Source organism: Flavobacteriales bacterium, from assembly GCA_016699575.1.
Classification (GTDB): Bacteria; Bacteroidota; Bacteroidia; order Flavobacteriales_F; family PHOS-HE28; genus PHOS-HE28.
Map to the genome: position 1 here is coordinate 1,536,252 of CP064979.1, position 18,077 is coordinate 1,554,328.

At 61.9% G+C, this 18,077-nt stretch carries 14 protein-coding genes; 5 read left to right on the plus strand and 9 right to left on the minus strand.

The genetic code is table 11. From position 1 onward, the window contains the following. Positions 1-3 precede the first annotated feature (3 nt). From IPJ76_06350 to IPJ76_06360, 3 genes are read right to left on the minus strand one after another with little or no spacing between them, the layout of a single operon-like run. Complete coding sequence (locus tag IPJ76_06350; protein QQR87841.1) at positions 4-1,257, minus strand: aspartate kinase; 1,254 nt, start codon at positions 1,255-1,257, stop codon at positions 4-6. Then, positions 1,254-2,717, minus strand: a complete 1,464-nt coding sequence (locus IPJ76_06355; GenBank protein ID QQR87842.1) for a hypothetical protein — start codon at positions 2,715-2,717, stop codon at positions 1,254-1,256. The genes IPJ76_06350 and IPJ76_06355 overlap by 4 nt, the downstream gene beginning before the upstream one ends. Continuing rightward, complete coding sequence (locus tag IPJ76_06360; protein ID QQR87843.1) at positions 2,714-3,190, minus strand: GNAT family N-acetyltransferase; 477 nt, start codon at positions 3,188-3,190, stop codon at positions 2,714-2,716. The genes IPJ76_06355 and IPJ76_06360 overlap by 4 nt, the downstream gene beginning before the upstream one ends. A 92-nt stretch (positions 3,191-3,282) precedes the next feature. Here IPJ76_06360 and fbp point away from each other — a divergent pair, with 92 nt between their 5' ends. Beyond that, positions 3,283-4,242: a class 1 fructose-bisphosphatase gene (gene fbp / locus IPJ76_06365; protein ID QQR87844.1), complete on the plus strand. Its 960-nt coding sequence runs from the start codon at positions 3,283-3,285 to the stop codon at positions 4,240-4,242. A 215-nt stretch (positions 4,243-4,457) separates the two neighbouring features. Here fbp and IPJ76_06370 read toward each other — a convergent pair whose 3' ends face one another. Continuing rightward, positions 4,458-4,814, minus strand: coding sequence for a hypothetical protein (locus tag IPJ76_06370; protein QQR87845.1), 357 nt, complete (start codon positions 4,812-4,814; stop codon positions 4,458-4,460). 82 nt (positions 4,815-4,896) lie between these two features. Here IPJ76_06370 and IPJ76_06375 point away from each other — a divergent pair, with 82 nt between their 5' ends. The 3 genes from IPJ76_06375 to mfd all read left to right on the plus strand — a co-directional run bounded on the left by IPJ76_06375 (position 4,897) and on the right by mfd (position 9,283). Further along, a complete protein-coding gene (locus IPJ76_06375; GenBank protein ID QQR87846.1) occupies positions 4,897-5,304 on the plus strand; it encodes a hypothetical protein in 408 nt (135 codons plus the stop codon). 80 nt (positions 5,305-5,384) lie between these two features. Beyond that, positions 5,385-5,840 (plus strand): hypothetical protein, encoded by a 456-nt coding sequence (locus IPJ76_06380; protein ID QQR87847.1) that lies wholly within the window; start codon positions 5,385-5,387, stop codon positions 5,838-5,840. Further along, positions 5,837-9,283, plus strand: a complete 3,447-nt coding sequence (gene mfd, locus IPJ76_06385) for a transcription-repair coupling factor (GenBank protein ID QQR87848.1) — start codon at positions 5,837-5,839, stop codon at positions 9,281-9,283. The genes IPJ76_06380 and mfd overlap by 4 nt, the downstream gene beginning before the upstream one ends. On the opposite strand, the gene IPJ76_06390 is transcribed toward mfd, so the two are convergent. From IPJ76_06390 to IPJ76_06410, 5 genes are all read right to left on the minus strand, one after another. Continuing rightward, positions 9,280-10,158, minus strand: a complete 879-nt coding sequence (locus IPJ76_06390; protein QQR87849.1) for a hypothetical protein — start codon at positions 10,156-10,158, stop codon at positions 9,280-9,282. The two genes, mfd and IPJ76_06390, sit on opposite strands and share 4 nt — an antisense overlap. 203 nt (positions 10,159-10,361) lie before the next feature. Further along, positions 10,362-11,654: a tetratricopeptide repeat protein gene (locus IPJ76_06395; protein ID QQR87850.1), complete on the minus strand. Its 1,293-nt coding sequence runs from the start codon at positions 11,652-11,654 to the stop codon at positions 10,362-10,364. A 188-nt stretch (positions 11,655-11,842) separates the two neighbouring features. Next, positions 11,843-13,270 (minus strand): tetratricopeptide repeat protein, encoded by a 1,428-nt coding sequence (locus IPJ76_06400; protein ID QQR87851.1) that lies wholly within the window; start codon positions 13,268-13,270, stop codon positions 11,843-11,845. Positions 13,271-13,438: 168 nt separating this feature from the next. Continuing rightward, on the minus strand, positions 13,439-14,500 hold the full coding sequence (pdxA, locus tag IPJ76_06405; GenBank protein QQR87852.1) for a 4-hydroxythreonine-4-phosphate dehydrogenase PdxA: 1,062 nt from the start codon (positions 14,498-14,500) through the stop codon (positions 13,439-13,441). An 88-nt stretch (positions 14,501-14,588) separates the two neighbouring features. Further along, positions 14,589-15,857, minus strand: a complete 1,269-nt coding sequence (locus IPJ76_06410) for a leucyl aminopeptidase family protein (protein ID QQR88410.1) — start codon at positions 15,855-15,857, stop codon at positions 14,589-14,591. 272 nt (positions 15,858-16,129) lie between these two features. On the opposite strand from IPJ76_06410, the gene IPJ76_06415 reads away from it, so the two are divergent. Continuing rightward, on the plus strand, positions 16,130-18,076 hold the full coding sequence (locus IPJ76_06415; protein ID QQR87853.1) for a sensor histidine kinase: 1,947 nt from the start codon (positions 16,130-16,132) through the stop codon (positions 18,074-18,076). The last annotated feature ends 1 nt before the right edge of the window (position 18,077 follow it).

The following is an 18,077-nucleotide window of genomic DNA, read 5'->3' on the forward strand; positions in this document are numbered from 1 at the left end:
GGTCTACTTCACCACGAAGCGCGCCGTGCTGCGGCTGCGCTGTTCCACCAGCACTTCCTTGCCGCTGGTGAGCTTGGCGAGGGTCGGCTCGTCGTAGTGCCGCACGGTCACCAGCTCCAGTTCCTCGTTCCAACGCACTTCGTACTCGCTGCGCAGGTCCAGCACCAGCGGCTTCACACGGTTGTCGTTGTCCACGCACACCGTGAAGGCCACGGCACTGTTCTGCATGAGGTTGATGCGCACGCCGTGCTGCGCCAACGTGCGGAAGATGCCGCTGAGGTTCTCCTCCACGATGAAGGACAGGTCGCGCGGGGTGATGCTGATGAGCACCTGCGCGGGCTTGATGATGAACGAGGGGATGAGCGAGTCGTTCTCGCTGCGGTCGTCGATGGTGGTGCCGGGCGCGTTGAGGTCCACGAACGAGCGCACGTACAGGGGGATCTGCTTCTTCTGCAGCGGCTGCAGCGTGCGCGGGTGGATGACGCTGGCGCCGAAGTAGCTCAGCTCGATGGCCTCACGGTAGCTGATGTGGCTGAGCAACTTAGTGTCAGGGAAGCGCTTCGGGTCGGCGTTGAACATGCCGGGCACGTCCTTCCAGATGGTGACGCTCTCGGCGTCGAGCAGGTAGGCGAAGATGGCCGCGCTGAAGTCGGAGCCTTCGCGGCCGAGAGTGGTGGTGGTGCCATCGGCCGTGCACCCGATGAAGCCTTGCGCAACGATGCGCTTCGGCGTTCCGGCCACGTTGCCCAAGAGGCCCTCGGCGTGTTGCGTGGACGCCTCCCAATCGACGTGCGCACTACGGAACGTATCGTCGGTGCGCACCACGTTGCGCGCGTCCGCCCACGTGTTCGCCAACCCGGCATGCTTCAGGTGCGCGCTCACGATCAACGTGCTCCACACTTCACCTTGCGATACGATCCGATCGTAGTCGCGGTCGCGTTGCCCGGAAGGCGCCGTGTTGAGGAAGTCGTTCAACCGGTTGAAGTGCAGCACCAGTTCCGCTGCGGCGGCCACATCGTCCGGTGCCACTTCGGCCAATACAACCAAGTGCGACTTCCTCAGCGCCTCCAGCTTCTCTCCTACCGGCGCACCCTCGCAATACCCCCACACGATCTCCTCCAGCGCATTGGTGGTCTTGCCCATGGCGCTCACCACCACCAGCAGGTCGTCGTTGGGGAAGTGCTTGAGCACGTGGGCCACGTTGCGCACGCCTGCCGCATCCTTCACGCTGGCCCCGCCGAACTTGAAGACTTTCATTGTTCCGTCGTCCGTCGTTGAAAGAGGGTGAATCTATCGTTGCGCCACACTTCGGTCCATCGCGCATCGGTTAGCACGTACGGGACCAAGCCAGCGTCGTACATGCCCGCCTCGCTCGGAGACCCTGCGACCAATATGAACTGCGGCTCCACCTCCGCCACGTGCGCGACCGGTCTTCCGGGGTCGGTAGGCGACGCGGCCCACATGCTCGTACGGCCCGTGAAGAGGTGCACCGCCCATGGCCGTGTGCTGGCCACACGAGCATAGGCGGGAACGATGCGCCTCACCGCTTCGAACGCCTCCTGCGCGGCGGGTGCGTACGGTCCCATGGCAGCGGTATTGTCATGTTGCGCGAACCACCGCACGGACAGTGCGTGCGCTAGGAGGAAGGCGCCCAACACGCCAGGCAAGACAACACGTGGGAGCTTCATCCGCTCCGCGATCCACGCACTGCCTTCAACGAGGTACACCAGCACCAACGGCAGCAACGGCAGCATGAAGCGCGCGGCCGAGTTGGTGTCGGGATACACGAGCAGCATGAGCACCCACAGCACCACCAGCAGCTCCACCGCACCGAAGCGCTGCACCACGCGCCGGATGAAACCGGCCACCGCCGTTGCAAGCACCACGGGCACCAGCAACCTGTTCATCCACATGGGCAGCTCCTGTTCGAAGTAGGCCGCCACCGCGCGGGCATAGATCATCGTGTTCGTGCCCATGCGGTGAATGAGGCTGCCGACATCAAGCAATTCCGCGTACCAGAAGCCGGATGCAGCATCGGACCGCGAGAGCAGCATCGGCAGCGCAACACCGACGAGCGGTGGCACGAGCAGACCGCAGACCCTGGCCGCCGTCATTGGGCGTTGTGCCTCCTTGCACCATCGGCTGCGCAACAGCTCCACGCACAGCACCAGCCACAACAACCAACCAGCGGACTTCAGCAGAACAGCGAACACCACAATGGCCAGCGCCCACCACCATCGTCGTTGGCCGGGCTGCTGCAGCAAGACCATCAACACCACCACGCAGAGCGACAGCAGCAGGTCGGGCATGATCTCTGTGCAAGCTTGCAGCACATGCCGGTCGTAGGCGAAAAGCAAGGCGCCGATGAGCGCCGCGGCTGGATGCGCACTGCGCAGGTAAAGGAACAGGAGCAGTGCGATGGCCATCACCACCAGCACGTTCAACATTGCGTACGGCGCCACCTCCGTACCGAACATCGCGTGGACGGGAACAAGCAGCAGCGAGAACCCGATACCCTTCGGGGCTGGTCCGTGCGCAGGCCAGTTGAGCACGGCACGATCGGGCAGCATCAACCCGCCCTGCGACAGGTCGCGCGCTTGCACGATGTACTGTGCGAAGTCATCGCCCCAATCGTGGGTGCCGCGCACGCAGATGAAGAAGAGCGGCAGCACGAGCACGGCCAGCAACGCATAGCCGTGCCAACCGCGCCACTTCATTCAGCGCAGATCTTGCGGAGCTGGTCCAGTTCCAAGGAACCGTTCAACCACTCCTTCGAGTACTTCGCGCAGAAGCGGTCATAGAACCGGATCGCATCCGTGTTCCAATCGAGCACTTGCCAGAGCATGCCGCTGTAGTTGTGCTCCACCGCGTGCGCGGCGCATTGACGGAAGAGCTTTTCGCCGATGCGGTGTCCGCGTGCGCTCTCGGTAACGATGATGTCCTCCAGATAGAGGCGGCGGCCCTTCCACGTGGAATAACGTTCGTAACAGACCGCCATGCCCGCGATCACGCCATCCGCCTCGGCCACCCAACCGACCCAGACCGGATCGGCACCGAAGCCCGCCTCCTTCATGTGTTGCAAGGTCACCGTGACTTCCTCCGGTGCTCGTTCGAACAGGGCGAGTTCCTTCACAAGGGCCAGCATCTGGGGAACATCGCGCTCTTCGGCACGACGGATGACGACGTACATGTCCACAAAGAAAGCCGCACCGCATCTTTGTGCCGTATCAGTCGTCAGCGGATCATCATCTGATCATCTGATCGCCTGATCATCTGATCGAAATGGCCCAAGTCAAGACCCTCGCCGAGTTCATCGTGGAACGCCAGCACGAGTTCACCTATGCCACGGGTGAGCTCACGCAGCTGCTCACCAGCTTCCGCTTGGCGGGCAAAATGGTGAACCGCGAGGTGAACAAAGCTGGCCTGGCAGAGGACATCCTGGGCGCACAGGGCACCGAGAACGTACAGGGCGAGGCGCAACAGAAGCTGGACGTGTACGCCAATGACCTCTTCATCCGCCTGTTGAAGAGCCAGGGCATGGTGTGCGCCGTGGCCAGCGAGGAGAACGACGAGATCGTGCACTTCGACAACGGCGGCCAATACGTGGTGACGATGGACCCGCTGGATGGCAGCAGCAACATCGACGTGAACGTGAGCATCGGCACCATCTTCAGCATCTACCGCCGCGTGAGCGAAGGGCCCAAGGCCACCATGGACGACTTCATGCAGCCCGGCACCGCCCAGGTGGCGGCAGGCTACATCATCTACGGCAGCAGCACCATGCTCGTGTACACCACGGGCCACGGCGTCAACGGCTTCACGCTCGACCCCAGCATCGGCACCTTCTGCCTCAGCCACCCGGACATGAAGACACCGGAGGACGGCAAGATCTTCTCGGTGAACGAGGGCAACCTCTACGACTTCAGTCCCGGCGTGCAGCAGTACATCGACGACTGCAAGAAGCAGAAGATGAGCGCGCGCTACATCGGCAGCCTGGTAGCAGACTTCCACCGCAACCTGATGAAGGGCGGCATCTACCTGTACCCCGGCACCGCCAAGGCCCCGAAGGGCAAACTGCGCCTGCTGTACGAGGCGAACCCGTTGGCCATGATCGTTGAGCAGGCCGGAGGCATGGCCACGGATGGCGCCACGCGGATCCTTGATCTGAAACCCACCGAACTGCACCAGCGCTGCCCGCTGTTCATCGGCAGCAGGGCGATGGTGGAACGGGCCATGAAATAGCTGCACGCTGCAGCGGACAGATGGATCCTTCGGCAACATTCAAACTCGAGAAGGCCATATGGACTGATGCTGATTACGTCCAAATGGGATGGCACGATGCCTTCATACATGGCATTTCGTTCAATGCGGGAACGGAGCCTTTCGTCAGCGAGTTCCTTCTCGACATCGACTACATCTTCAAGTGGGTCCACCCATATCCGCCGTCGAAGCACTTCTCATTCTTCGTCTCGCCCTGCACCTTGGTCTTTCATGACGTTGCCGGTCTGCGGATCGATATCGCCAATGGCAATATGATGCTGGAGATCGATATCGCGGACATTCATCACGAGCCGAACTCGAACCGTTGGCGGATCGATCTCCATGTTGGAGAGATCGCTTTTGAGGCGAGTGGTTACACTCAAGTTGTCAGACAGCTCCCAAAACACCATCAGGGTCAGGTGCTGCCAGAACTCGAACGTGGAGGTGTCTCCTTCGCCCGAATGCCTGCCAGTATTTGAGCGTGCGATAAACGAAATGCACCTGTCGCCCGCATCCTTGGAAACTGAGCTGCACCAACGCTGTCCCTTGTTCATCGGTAGCAGGGCGATGGTGGAGAAGGCGATGAAACCCTGACGGAAGCAAGGCCCGCGGTGGCATCTTCGCGCCATTGTCAAGATGAAGAGCGAAGAAACCAGCACCCGTTGCGCCCTGCTGAAATGGCTTGCGCCGAACATGCTGGAGATCCGGTTCGCCCCGGGCATCCTGCTGGACAAGTCGGGCGTGGGCGAAGTGATCCAGGAGCGCAAGCGCATGTGCGGCACAACCCCTACTGGACTGCTGCTCATCGTGCCTCATGATACCGATCTAGACCTGAGCGTCATCAACACTGACCACCTGCGCGCGCATGATGCGACCGACTGGGTGCTCGCCTTCGCCGTAGTGGCAGGCAGCATGATGGCCGAGGCCCTGCTGCGCTTGTACAAGGCCTACTACCCCACCCCGTTCCCGGCAGAAGTGTTCAACGAGGAGGTGGCTGCGCGCACATGGCTCGGCGAGCGTGTGGCCGAGGCCTTGAAGGCTTGAAGCCCTGACCTAGCTTCGCGGCCGTTCCCGAACCCGATGCCCGGAATTACCGGCACCGGGTTTCGGGCGTTTGTGTGCGCATGAACAAAACCCAACTTCTAAAGCGGATAATAAATAGGCTGAACCGCGACTATCCAGCGGTCGTGGTTCGCTACCAAGGAGACCACCAGCTCCACATATCCAAAGGGGCTGAAGACGGCTTCGACGTTGTTGTCGACATCGGTGCGAACGAGAACACACTTGTCTTTGGCGAATGGCACAATCACTTCGAGCAATCCGAGGAAGGTGAGTCAGAACTCCTTTGGGTCATGTCGCTTGGACTTTCGCGATTGGGCCGTTTGTCTGTCACGTATAGGGGGACAGAAGCGGTTCGCAGTGCGTTCGAGACACAACAAGAGAACGGCTCATGGGAGTGGTACGCGGAAATGGGTACGGTCACATTCAATCCGTTCGTGAAGAAGACAACGCGGTACTTCCAGAACGACCTCATCCCGGCCAAGGATATCAGGCCCGATCCGAGCACCAAAGACCAATGACCTCCCTCCCAGAGCTCCTCTCCCTCTACCGCTCCGATGCTCGCGTGACCCGTGTGGCCGATGGCCTGCGGGAGAAGTCCGCACGTGTGCAGATCAGCGGCACCATCGGTTCCTCGCAGGCCCTGATCGCACATGCCTTGATCGAGCAGCATGGCGGCGTACATGTGTTCGTGCTCACCCACAAGGAAGAGGCGGCGTACTTCATCAACGACCTGGAAGCGCTGCGCGGCAAGGACAAGGATGGCCGCCACACGAAGAAGGAGGAAGACATGTTCTTCTATCCCGCACCCTCGCGTTCGCCGTACGACCCCGAAGGCCATCACGATGGGGAGCGTGTGAGCCGGACGGAAGTCCTGGAGGCGTTGATGAAGCGGCCGGAGCGACTGGTCATCATCACCTACCCCGACGCCCTCGTCCCCCTGGTGATGGGCAAGGAGGAGATGCAGAAGAACACGTTGACGGTGAAGCGAAGTGAGGAGCTGCCCATCGACATCTTGGAAGAATGGCTGCACGAGACCGGCTTCACGCGCGTCGAGTTCGTGTACGAGCCGGGGCAGTTCAGCATCCGCGGCGGCATCGTGGACGTGTTCAGCTACGGCAGCGACAAGCCCTACCGCATCGAGCTCTACGGCGATACCGTCGAAAGCGTGCGCCGCTTCGACCCGCAGGACCAGCTGACCATCGAGCGCCTGGGCGAAGCGGTGATCGTGCCCGACCTGCAGGATGAGGATGCCGCGCGACAACAGAACTTCTTCGCACAACTGCCGGAAGACGCCGTGATCTGGCTGCGGGACCTGCAAGCGATAGGGGATGCGGCGAAGAAGCAACTGAAGTTGCTCGGCGAGGTGTACGAGCGCGTGGCAGAGAAGGACAAACACCCGACGCCGGACCAGTTGCTGGCGACGGACAGCGAGTTGATCAAGGGGACGCTGGGGTATAGGAAGGTGTTCTGGGCCTCTGGCCACTTGCCACTGGCTGCTGGCCCGACCGCGAATGAGCCAGCAGCTAGTGGCCAGAAGCTAGGGGCGCATTCCATCGACTTTCAACAGCGCCCCCAACCCACCTTCGCCAAGGAATTCAAGGTTCTATCAGGAGATCTCCACAACAAGCAGAACGCGGGCTACACGAACCTGATCGCGTGCAACAGCGCGAAGCAGAGCGAACGCCTCTACACGATCTTCAACGACATGGAGCACGAGGTGGCCTTCACGCCGCTGGTGCTCGACCTCCACGAAGGCTTCATCGACCCCGAGCTGAAGCTGGCGCTCTATACCGACCACCAGATCTTCGAGCGTTACCACCGCTACCGGCTGAAGGAGGGTTTCCGCAAGAACTCGCAGGCCCTCACGCTCAAGGAGCTCACGCAACTGAAGCCCGGCGACCTGGTGGTACACATCGACCACGGCATCGGGGTGTTCAGCGGACTGGAGAAGATCGATGCGGGCGGCTCCATGCAGGAGGCGATCCGGTTGAAATACCGCGACAACGATATCCTCTACGTGGGCATCCATAGCCTGCACCGCGTGAGCAAGTACAGCGGCGAGGAAGGTGGCGCGGCACCGCCCGTGAGCAAGCTCGGTTCACCGGCGTGGAAGAACCTGAAGGAGAAAACGAAGGCGAAGGTGAAGGCGCTGGCCTTCGACCTGATCAAGCTCTACGCGCAGCGCAAGAGCAAGCCGGGCTTCGCTTTCCAGCCGGACAACTACCTGCAGCACGAGCTGGAGGCCAGCTTCATCTACGAGGACACGCCCGACCAGAACAAGGCCACCCAGGACGTGAAGCGCGACATGGAGAAGCCCACCCCGATGGACCGGCTGGTCTGCGGCGATGTGGGCTTCGGCAAGACGGAGGTGGCGATCCGCGCGGCCTTCAAGGCGGCGTGCGACGGCAAGCAGGTGGCCGTGCTCGTGCCCACCACCATCCTCGCGCTGCAGCACTGGAAGAGCTTCAGCAACCGCATGAAGGGCCTGCCCGTGCGCGTGGACTACATCAACCGCTTCCGCAGCAGCGCGCAGCAGACCCAGATCCTCAAGGACCTCAAGGCAGGGAAGATCGACATCCTCATCGGCACGCACCGGCTGGTGAGCAAGGACGTGGTGTGGAAGGACCTCGGCCTGATGATCATCGACGAGGAGCAGAAGTTCGGCGTGAACGTGAAGGACAAGCTGAAGACCCTGCGCGCCACGGTGGACACGCTCACCCTCACCGCCACGCCCATCCCGCGCACACTGCAGTTCAGCCTCATGGGCGCGCGCGACCTCAGCATCATCAGCACGCCGCCGCCCAATCGCTACCCGGTGAGCACCATGTTGCAGCCTTATGATGAAGTAGTGATCCGAGGCGCGATCGAGTACGAACTCTCACGCGGCGGCCAGGTGTACTTCCTGCACGACAAGGTGAAGAACATCGAGTTCATCGCCGACATGATCCGCAAGCTGGTGCCCGGCGCGCGCGTGGGTGTGGGCCACGGTCAGCTCGAAGGCCACAAGCTGGAGGAGGTGATGCTCGACTTCATCGAGGGCAACACCGATGTGCTCGTGTGCACCACCATCGTGGAGAACGGCCTCGACATCCCGAACGCGAACACGATCATCGTGAACGAGGCGCAGAACTTCGGCCTCAGCGACCTGCACCAGCTGCGCGGGCGCGTGGGCCGCAGCAACAAGAAGGCCTACTGCTACCTGCTCGCCCCGAGCCCGCACCTGCTGCCCGACCTCAGCCGCAAGCGCCTGCAGGCCATCGAGCAGTTCAGCGACCTGGGCAGCGGCATCCACATCGCCATGAAGGACCTCGACATCCGCGGTGCGGGCGACCTGCTGGGCGCGGAACAGAGCGGCTTCATCAACGACATCGGCTTCGAGACCTACCACAAGATCCTGGAGGAGGCCGTGCGCGAGCTGAAGGATGAGCACTTCAAGGAGCTCTTCGCCGACGCGCAGGAAGGCAGCCACGCCCTCGCCCGCGGTTCACGCCGCGACCAGAGCGACGACTGCATCATCGAGACCGACCTGCCGATGCTGATCCCGGCCACCTACGTGGGCGAGACCGCCGAGCGCCTCGCCCTCTACCGCCGCCTGGACGATGTGAAGGACGAGGCCGAGCTGCAGCGGTTCACCACCGAGATCACCGACCGCTTCGGCCCCGTGCCACCATTGGTGGTCGAGCTGATGGAGGCCATCCGCCTGCGCTGGCTGGGCCAACGCATGGGCCTGGAGAAGATCGTGCTGAAGAAGCAGACGCTCATCGGCACCTTCATCGCGGACCAAAAGCATCCCTTCTTCGAGGGAGATGGGTTCAATGCGGTGCTGCGTGCGGTGCAAGCTCAGCCGCGAAGGCTCAAGGTGTACGAGAAGGCGGGGACCTTGCGGATCAGCGTGCAGGACGTGAAGAATATCCATGCGGCGATGGAGGCGATGGAGGGGGTGGTGGGGGTGATGGTCTAATTCCGCTCACGCAGCTTCAGAAAACGCATCGCTCCCTTGGCTGGGTAGTAGAAGTCACCGTCCGTGGTCATCCGATGGAGAACCAGTGTATCCGTTGCGAACCTCCAGCTAAAACCGAATGTGCCTGCCGGCCAACGTTCGGTGGTGTCCCTGAAAACCAGCCCGTCCAGTTCATCCCTCCACGGGTGCCGTGTTCCGAAGTAGTCGTGGAAATAGAATTCGTTCCATATCGGATGTCCTGAGATCCTCCCCTGCTCGTCGATCCGGAACCCGTGCTGACCATCATCCAAGGGGTCGTAATGACCTTCGAACAAGAGCCGGGTCAGGTACGCTCGGTAGTTTGACCGGAAGCGATCTTCAGGGGCCGGGTGAATGACATCAATGCCCTTCAGTAGATGTAGTTCATCAAGTCGCAGGCGCCGATAGTGCAATATGCCGCTCTGCCCTGGAACACCCGGGTTCATCCAGATCACGCGCACGGTGTCCGCGACCGGGTCATGGATGAAGGTCTGTGGGCCGTAGTCGTCGATCTCCAGGATCGTGTCCCGCCCTGCACGATTGAACTTTCTCACCCACGGCAGGAGAATGCCATTGCACCGGACGGTGTCACTATCCACGCGCAGAACCAGTGCGGTCCACGCAGGGATCGGCATGCGGTAACGTCCAATACGCCGATGCACTGCAATACTGTCGTGAAACTCCGTCAGCACCCACGTACCGATGGGGTCATATCGGATCGTGTCCTTCTGCGAGACGACATTGCTCGTGTCACGACCCAATGGCTCAACGACCATTGGGTCTTCTGGACCAGGAGAGCAACCAATGGCATAGAAGCCAAGGAGCAGGCAGACCTTCTGTAAAACTTGCTCGTTCACGAACAGACAATTCCGTGGTCCGCACAAAGTAACCGGTCAATGGCGCTCCCCTTCAAGGCCCAAGAGCAGACAGAGACCTTGCGGATCAGCGTGCAGGACGTGAAGAACCACGCCATCGCTTCGCAAAGCCTCGCGAGCGCGGGGCAGGCTGTGCACGCGGCGTAGGAGGCGATGGAGAGCGTGGTGGGAAGCGGGGTAGTGGCTTAGTGCCCACCCTCGGCTTGCCCCGCCCCCTCCAACTCCTCGATCGTCCTCCGCGCCGCCTCCAACCGCACCCGATTGTTCTTCGATACGAGCATGTTGGTGATCAGCTTCTCCATGCGATGGTGCAGCGGGATCAGCAGCCCGGCAATGGCGGCCATGCAGAGCAGCACGAGCAACGGCGAATGATGGGTGATCTCGCCCAACACCGGGTGAACCAGAAGGTTGATGAACTCGAAGAAGAGCAGCAGCGCGATGAGCGAGAGGTTCTTGATGGCCTTGGCGCCCACCACCGCCGTGCGGCTGAACACGAGAAGAAAGATGCCGAGCGTGATGACGATGAGGGCGATGATGCCGAACTGGATGTTTCGGGAGCGGGCGGCGACTTCCTCCGCGCGCAGCTTCGCATCCTCGCGGTCCTTCAGCTCCTGGGTGAACAGCTGGTTCTGAAGCTGGCTCTTATTCTGGAGCACGATCAGCGAATCGCGCCAGGCATGCGCAAGCTTCGAATACACCAGCGCGCTATCGGTGATGCCGTGCGCGGCAAAGGCATCGGATAGGGCCGTGGTCGACTTCACCAGGAGGTGCGGAAGTCGCGTATACCCGGTGGCTTCGTAGCCCTTACGCGACCATGCGAGCGCTTCCGCCATGCGCCCTTGACCGATCAGCAGCTTGGCATAACCGGCGGCAGCATTGATGAGCGGCTCCGGCACACCGGCAGAATCAGCAACGGCCAAGGCCCGTTTGAAGTAAGGTTCGGCCAAGTCGTTCTCCCCCCTGGCAGCGTGCACCTGGGCCAGAGTGAGTTGGAAGTTGGCATAGCCATATGGATCATTCCCAGGCACCTTCAGCACATCGGCCTTGCGGGCATAGTAGAGCGCGGAATCAAGGTCGCCAAGTTCCATGTGGCACCTGGCCAGGATGGACATCGAGCGGCCGTAGATCCCCTTGCTCAAGCCATAGGCCCGTGCCTTCCGCATATAGCGCAAGGTGCCCTCGGTATCCCCGGCCCGCTGGTACACGATCGCGGTCTCCTTGCAAACGGCCCCCATCCCCATGCTATCCCCGGCCTGCTGGAAGCGTGCGAGGGAGATGTTGAAGTGCTTCAGCGCGCCGTTCACATCGTTGAGCTGCATGAACGCCCCGCCAATGCCGAAGTGGGCACGGCCGATCAGCGTATCGTTCCCGGTCCGCTCGGCCGCTTCCAGTCCACGGATAGCAGCCTTCATGCAGTCCTCCGAGCGACCGAGGAAGAGGTACTGGCTGACGAGCCTGGCAATGGCGGTGCATTTCACCCTTGGATCGGTCGCCGTCCGCTCAAGTGCTTCGAGGGAGTCTACCGGGAGGCCACGAAATCTGGAAGCAAGCGTGTCGAGGGGCTGGGCGTGCAGGTTTCCGATGGAACCAATGCCGATAAGAAGAACGAGTGGTCTGAAAACCATGGAGGCAATCCGTTGTTGACTTGTCCTTGCGTTCATCGTGTTCAGCTGGCGTTGGCTTCTCCGCGACTTCCCTCCAGCTCCTCGATCGTCCTCCGCGCCGCATCCAACCTGACCCGGTTGTTCTTGCTTACGAGCATGTTGGTGATCAGCTTCTCCATGCGGTGGTGCAGCGGGATCAACAGCCCGGCGATCGCGGCCATGCACAGTAGCATCAGCAGCGGTGAGTGATGCGTGAGTTCACCTAGGAACGGATGCAGCAGTAAGTTGATGAACTCGAAGAAGAGCAGCAGCGCGATGAGCGAGAGGTTCTTGATGGCCTTGGCACCCACGACCGCGGTGCGACTAAAGACGAGGAGAAAGATCCCCAGCGTGATGACGATGAGGGCGATGATGCCGAACTGGATGTTGCGGGAGCGAGCTGCTTGTTCCTCTTCCTTCGCCTTCGCCTCCTCCTGCTCCTTCAGTTCCTGCGCGAAGGCCATGTTCTGGAGCTTGTTCAGGTTGGTGGCGTTGATCAGGCTGTCGGCGTACAGCACCCGCAGCTCGAAGTAGTGGTAGGCGCTGTCGGCTTGGCCACCGGCCTTAAAGGATCGGCGTAGGAGATCGGATGCACCGACCAAGCCTTCGAGGTTGCCACCGTTCTTGCTCACGAGCAAGGCCCGCCGACCGTCAGCGATAGCAGCAGGGATGTCACCCACTTCCAGTTCCATCTGCCCCCGACCGATAAGTGTTCCATAGAGCGGTATCATCACATGGAAGGAATCCGCCACCTCGATCGCCCGAGCGAAATGGACATCGGCCAGCTGGCGCTCGTTCTTCGCCGCGTACGCCGCACCCAGCATGTAGTACGAGCGGGCGTAGGCGTAGGGATCACTTCCCGGATCGGTGATGATATTGGACCGCTGCGCCCAATACAGTGCGGAATCCGGCTGGCCCATCAGGCGATACGTGTCGCTCAAATGCTGGCAGGTCCGACTGATCTGGTAATCCGACCTCACATTGGCGATAGCGAGCTTCAGTAACTCCAGTGCTTTGGGCAGATCGCCCAAGGACTTGTACACCGTGGCGATCTGCTTGTAGGCAGTGCCTATGTGGTTCTGGTTGCCTGAACGCTGCGCGTAGTCCAGCCCTTGGTAGAAGTACTTCAACTGCAATGCAGCATCCGCAGAGCCGTTGAGCGCATCGCCCAAATGCTGGGAGGAAGTCGCGAGCAGCGTATCGATCCCCAGCTGCTCGGCCAGCGCGAATTCCTCCTTGGCGTTGGCCCTGATCTCGTTCTTCAAGCCGAGGTTGAAGCAGGCCGCACCGTGGTTGGCGGTGATGAAGTAGCGCTCGATCAGCGGGCGCGACAGGTCGTGGCGCGTGCCGAGCGAATCGTATCGGGCCTTGTAGGTGTATGGTTGGGCGTGCAGCAGGAAGCTGGAGACGAACAGCACCGGCAGGAGAACGGAAACGCGTTTGCTCGGCATCGACAGCAGCGGGATGAGGGGGAGTGGCGGGAAAGGCTAAAGATGCGCGATGGCCGCTGAACCGTATGCAGGTCCAACAGCGACCCGAAGACCTAGCAAAGGAGGCGTCGGAACCGCAGCCGAATAAAACCCGCACGAGGCGCCGTGCATGGACCGAAAGAACTGCGGTCAGTCCTTCTCCTTCTTCCCCCGCTCCTGTGGTTGCAGCGGGTTGGCGCTGATGGCCCGGTAATGCTCGCGCTGCTGCCGGATGTCACAAGCCATCCAGACGGCATGCCTGAAGCTGCCTTCATCCGCTTCGCCCTTGCCGGCGATGCTGTACCCCGTGCCATGATCGGGACTGGTGCGCACGATCGGCAACCCCGCGGTGTAGTTGACGCCCGTGCCGAAGCTGAGCGCTTTGAACGGCGCCAGGCCTTGGTCGTGGTACATGGCCAGCACGCCATCGAAGTGCTTGTATTGGCCGCTGCCGAAGAAGCCGTCGGCCGGGTATGGGCCCATGGCCGCAATGCCTTCCTCCTTCAACTGGCGCACTGCCGGTGCAATGCGCTCGCGGTCCTCGGTCCCCAAGGCTCCCCCATCGCCAGCGTGCGGGTTGAGGCCAAGGATGGCGATGCGCGGGGCGCTGCAGCCGAAATCGCGCAGCAGGCTCTGGTGGAAGAGCCTGGCCTTGGCCACGATGCGCTCGGCGGTGATGGCCTCCGGAACGTCCTTCAGTGGTATGTGACCGGTCACCGTACCTACACGCAGTCCATCGCCTACGAGGATCATGAGCACTTGCGCATCCGTGCCGGCCATGGCCTGCAAGAACTCCGTGTGGCCGGGGTATTTGAAGCCCGCACCCTGCATGCTCTGTTTGTCGATGGGCGCTGTAACGATCGCATCCACCTTGCCACTGCCAAGGTCCTGCGCAGCAGCTTCCAGGCTCATGATGGCAAAGGCGGCATGCTTGGCGCTGGGCTTGCCGATCTCCAGCGGCAGGTCATCATCCCACAGGTTCACCACGTTGAGCTTGCGTGCCACAGCCTCGCCGGCATGGGCGATACGATGGTAGGGCACGGCCTCCTCCAGCCCGAGTTGTTTGCGGTGGAACGAAACGGCTTTGGCACCGCAGTACAGGATCGGCGTTACGTCCTGCAGGATGCGGTTGTCTTCGAAGGTCTTCAGCACCACTTCGAGGCCGACACCGTGGAGGTCGCCGCACGAGATGCCGATGCGTGGGATGGTCATTCTTGGTTTGGATGAGCCAATGGCCATTGGCCAATGGCCGTTGGCTGCTCCGTTGGTTGTTGATGGATGTCCGATCACTTGGCCGGGTTCACTTTTTCCGCTTCCCGATGGCCGCGCGCTCTTTCACGAAGTGGTAGAACAAGCGCACACCGCAACCGGTGCCGCCTTGGCCGCGGTAGCTGTCGCGCTTGTGCAAGAAGGCCGGGCCCGCGATGTCGAGGTGGATGAACGGATGTTTGGTGAAGCGCGCCAGGAACTTGCCAGCGGTCTGTGCACCGGCGAGGTCGCTGCCCAGGTTCTTGATGTCGGCCACGGTGCTCTCGATCTCGGCATCGTATTCGGGCCAGAACGGCAACTGCGCCGTCCGCTCGTACACGCGGTCGCCCACGGCCTTCAGCTCAGCGAAGCGTGCGTCGTCCGCCGTTCCCATCACGGCGATGCCGTAGTTGCCGATGGCGCGCTGCGCAGCACCCGTTAGCGTGGCGATGGTCATCACCAGCTCGGGCTTGAACTGCTCGCCGTAGCTCAACGCATCCGCAAGGATCAATCGCCCCTCGGCATCCGTGTTCATGACTTCCACCGTCATGCCGTTGTGCATTCGGATGACATCGCTCGGCACGATGGCGCGTTCGCCGGGCCGGTTGTCGGTGGCCGGTATGAGACCGATGACGTGCACCGGCAGGTCCTGCCGCGCGATGGCCGCCATGCCACCGCATACCGCAGCGGCGCCGCCCATGTCGCACTTCATGTAGTCCATGCTGTTGGGCGTGGGCTTCAGGCTGAGGCCGCCCGTGTCGAACACCACGCCCTTGCCCACCAGCACGATGGGACGATCGTTCACCGCGTTCTTCGGCTTGTGCTCCAGCACGGTGAACGTCGGCGGATCCTGGCTGCCCTTGTTCACGCCCAACAGGCCGCCCATACCGAAGGCTTCGATCTGCTGCTTGTTGAACACCGTCACCTTGAAGCCGAGCTGCTTGCCCAGATCACGGATCTGGCTGGCCATCTGCGTAGCGGTAAGGAAGATGACCGGCTCGTTCACCCAGTCGCGCGCAAGGCACACACTTTCGCATACATCATCGAGCTCTTCCACCAACTGCTGGGTAATGCCGTCACCGGTCACGGTTATCTTCTTCAGGCTGTTGCCCTTGCCGCTGGTCTTGTACTTGCGGAACTCGTAGTTGGCCAGGCAAACGCCTTCGGCAACGGCCAGCGCCACCTCGGCATCGTTGGCCAGGCCTACCAACTGCACTTCTCCGATCTTCAAAGCGTTCACACGGGCACACATATCAGCACCGGCCTTGCGCGCACGTTCAAGCAGCGCACTGCGGTCCTCTTTCTTGATGCGGTGCACCAAGGTGAGCACCCCTCCGCTTTCGCAACCGGCCACCAAGGCATCGGCATTGAGCTGGGCCAGCATGTGCGACTTGTCGGTGTTACTGAGGCTGAGGTGCTTCAGGTCGGCATCGCTGTTGATGACGGCGAGCGTGTGCTTGCCGGATGCGGCTTTGGCGCCGCGTACGAGATCGAGCATGGTGCAAGTGTGGGCGGTGAAGATATCCGCACGACCGTGCCCGCTACGTGATGCACCGTAGTGCCGGGCCGCGCCCGAAACCGTTATTTGCGTCCATGCGCATTGGGCTCAGCGTAGCAGCGATGTTGTTGGCGGCCTCGAACATGCAAGGCCAGACCATGCTGGACAGCCTGTTGCGCGCATTGGACGGTCAGCGCGGCGCCGACCGCGTGCGCACCCTCGGCGAGATCGAGTGGGAATTGAGCTTCACCGATCCGGCGAAGGCCGTCCGGTACGGTGAAGAAGCCTTGAAGCTGGCGGAAAGCCTTCGCGACAGCGCCTTGGTTGCCCAAGCGGCCAATGACCTGGCCATACCGCTCTACCGCCTTGGGCAATTTCCGCGCTGCCTCGCCCTCAACAACCGCGCGCTCGGCATCCGCCGGTCGCTCGCCGATACCATGGGCATCGCGGCGTCGCACGCCAAGCTGGGAACAGCCTACACCGAACTGTTGGAGCTGGACAGCGCACTGCACCACAACCAGGCGGCCGAGCGCATCTACGCCCAACGCGGTGACCTGGAGCGCCTGGCCACCATGCGCGGCAACCAGGCCCGGCTCTACCAGCAGATGGGCGATCTGGAAATGGCCGAAAAGGTGGCCCGCAGCACGGTCGACCTCATACTACCCACGGGCAACGAGTACGTGATCGCCAACACGTACGGTCAACTTGCGCAGATCCTCGTTGATCGCAAGGACATCGAAGGCTCCGAGGATGCCGCGGAGAAAGCGCTGCCCATCTTCCTTCGCATCGACGACCGGGCCGCCGTGGCGAGCATCAGCAATGTGCTCGGCATCTGTGCGCGCACCCGTGGCGACAACAACGCCGCCATGGAGCATTACACAAGGGCGCTGCGCATGGCGATCGACGTCGGCGATCAGGAAGGGGAAGCCACCTACCAGAGCAACGTGGCGAACGTATTGCGCGACATGGGACGTTTGGACGAAGCGTGCGCACGCTACGACAGTGCCATAGTGCTCTGCCGCGCGGGCGGTTTCACCGATCAGCATCTGAGCGCCCTGCTCGGTTATGTGGCCGCGTTGGAGCGCAAGGGCGATTGGCCGAAGGCCTTGGCATTGCAGAAGGAGTACCAAGCGCGGAAGGATTCCGTGTACGACCGTGAACGCATCGATGCGCTCAGCGACATGCAGGTGAAGTACGAGACGGAGCGCACCGAAAAGGAACTGGCACAGGAGCGCGAACGGACATTGGCGCAGCAAGCACGCATCGGGCGGCAACGGTTGTGGATCGGCCTCATCGCCAGCGGGGTGCTCCTGGCCGCGCTGCTCACATGGCAGATGGTGGCCCGGCAACGTGCACGCGCGCGCGCCGAGCGCGATTCCGCGGTGATCGCAGAACGCGAACGCGGGTTGAAAACGATGCTGGAACGCACTGATGCCGATCGCAAACGCATCGCCGGCGAACTGCACGACGGCGTGGGCCAGCAGCTCACGGGCCTCAAATACCGGTTGGAGGACATCGCAAGCCGCGTTTCAGCGGCAGCCCCTGCCGAAGCCGAGCGGATGAAGGACGTGCTCGCCTTGGCCGAGGAGACAGGTCGTGAAGTGCGCGGCATCGCCCACAACATGATGCCGCGCGCGCTTGGTGACCTGGGCCTGGCGCCCGCGCTCAACGACATGCTGCACAAGTCGCTTGCGCGGCCCGGCGTGCGCTTCACGTTCGATCACTTCGGCCTCGATGCACGGTTGTCCCAGCACATGGAAGTGGGCGTGTACCGCATTGCGCAGGAATTGATCAGCAACGTGCTCAAGCATGCCGATGCCCGCAACGTGGCCGTCCAACTGCTGCGCAACAAAGACCGCTTGGTGCTGATCGTTGAGGACGATGGCAAAGGCATCGGCCAAAGGACCGGCCATGGCATTGGCCTGCTGACCATGCAGGACCGCGCACGCGCCATGCACGGGCAACTCGAGATCGTTCCTGCACCGGTGCAGGGCACCGTGGCAACGCTCCGCGTTCCGCTCACCAACGGCAACTCCAACTGAA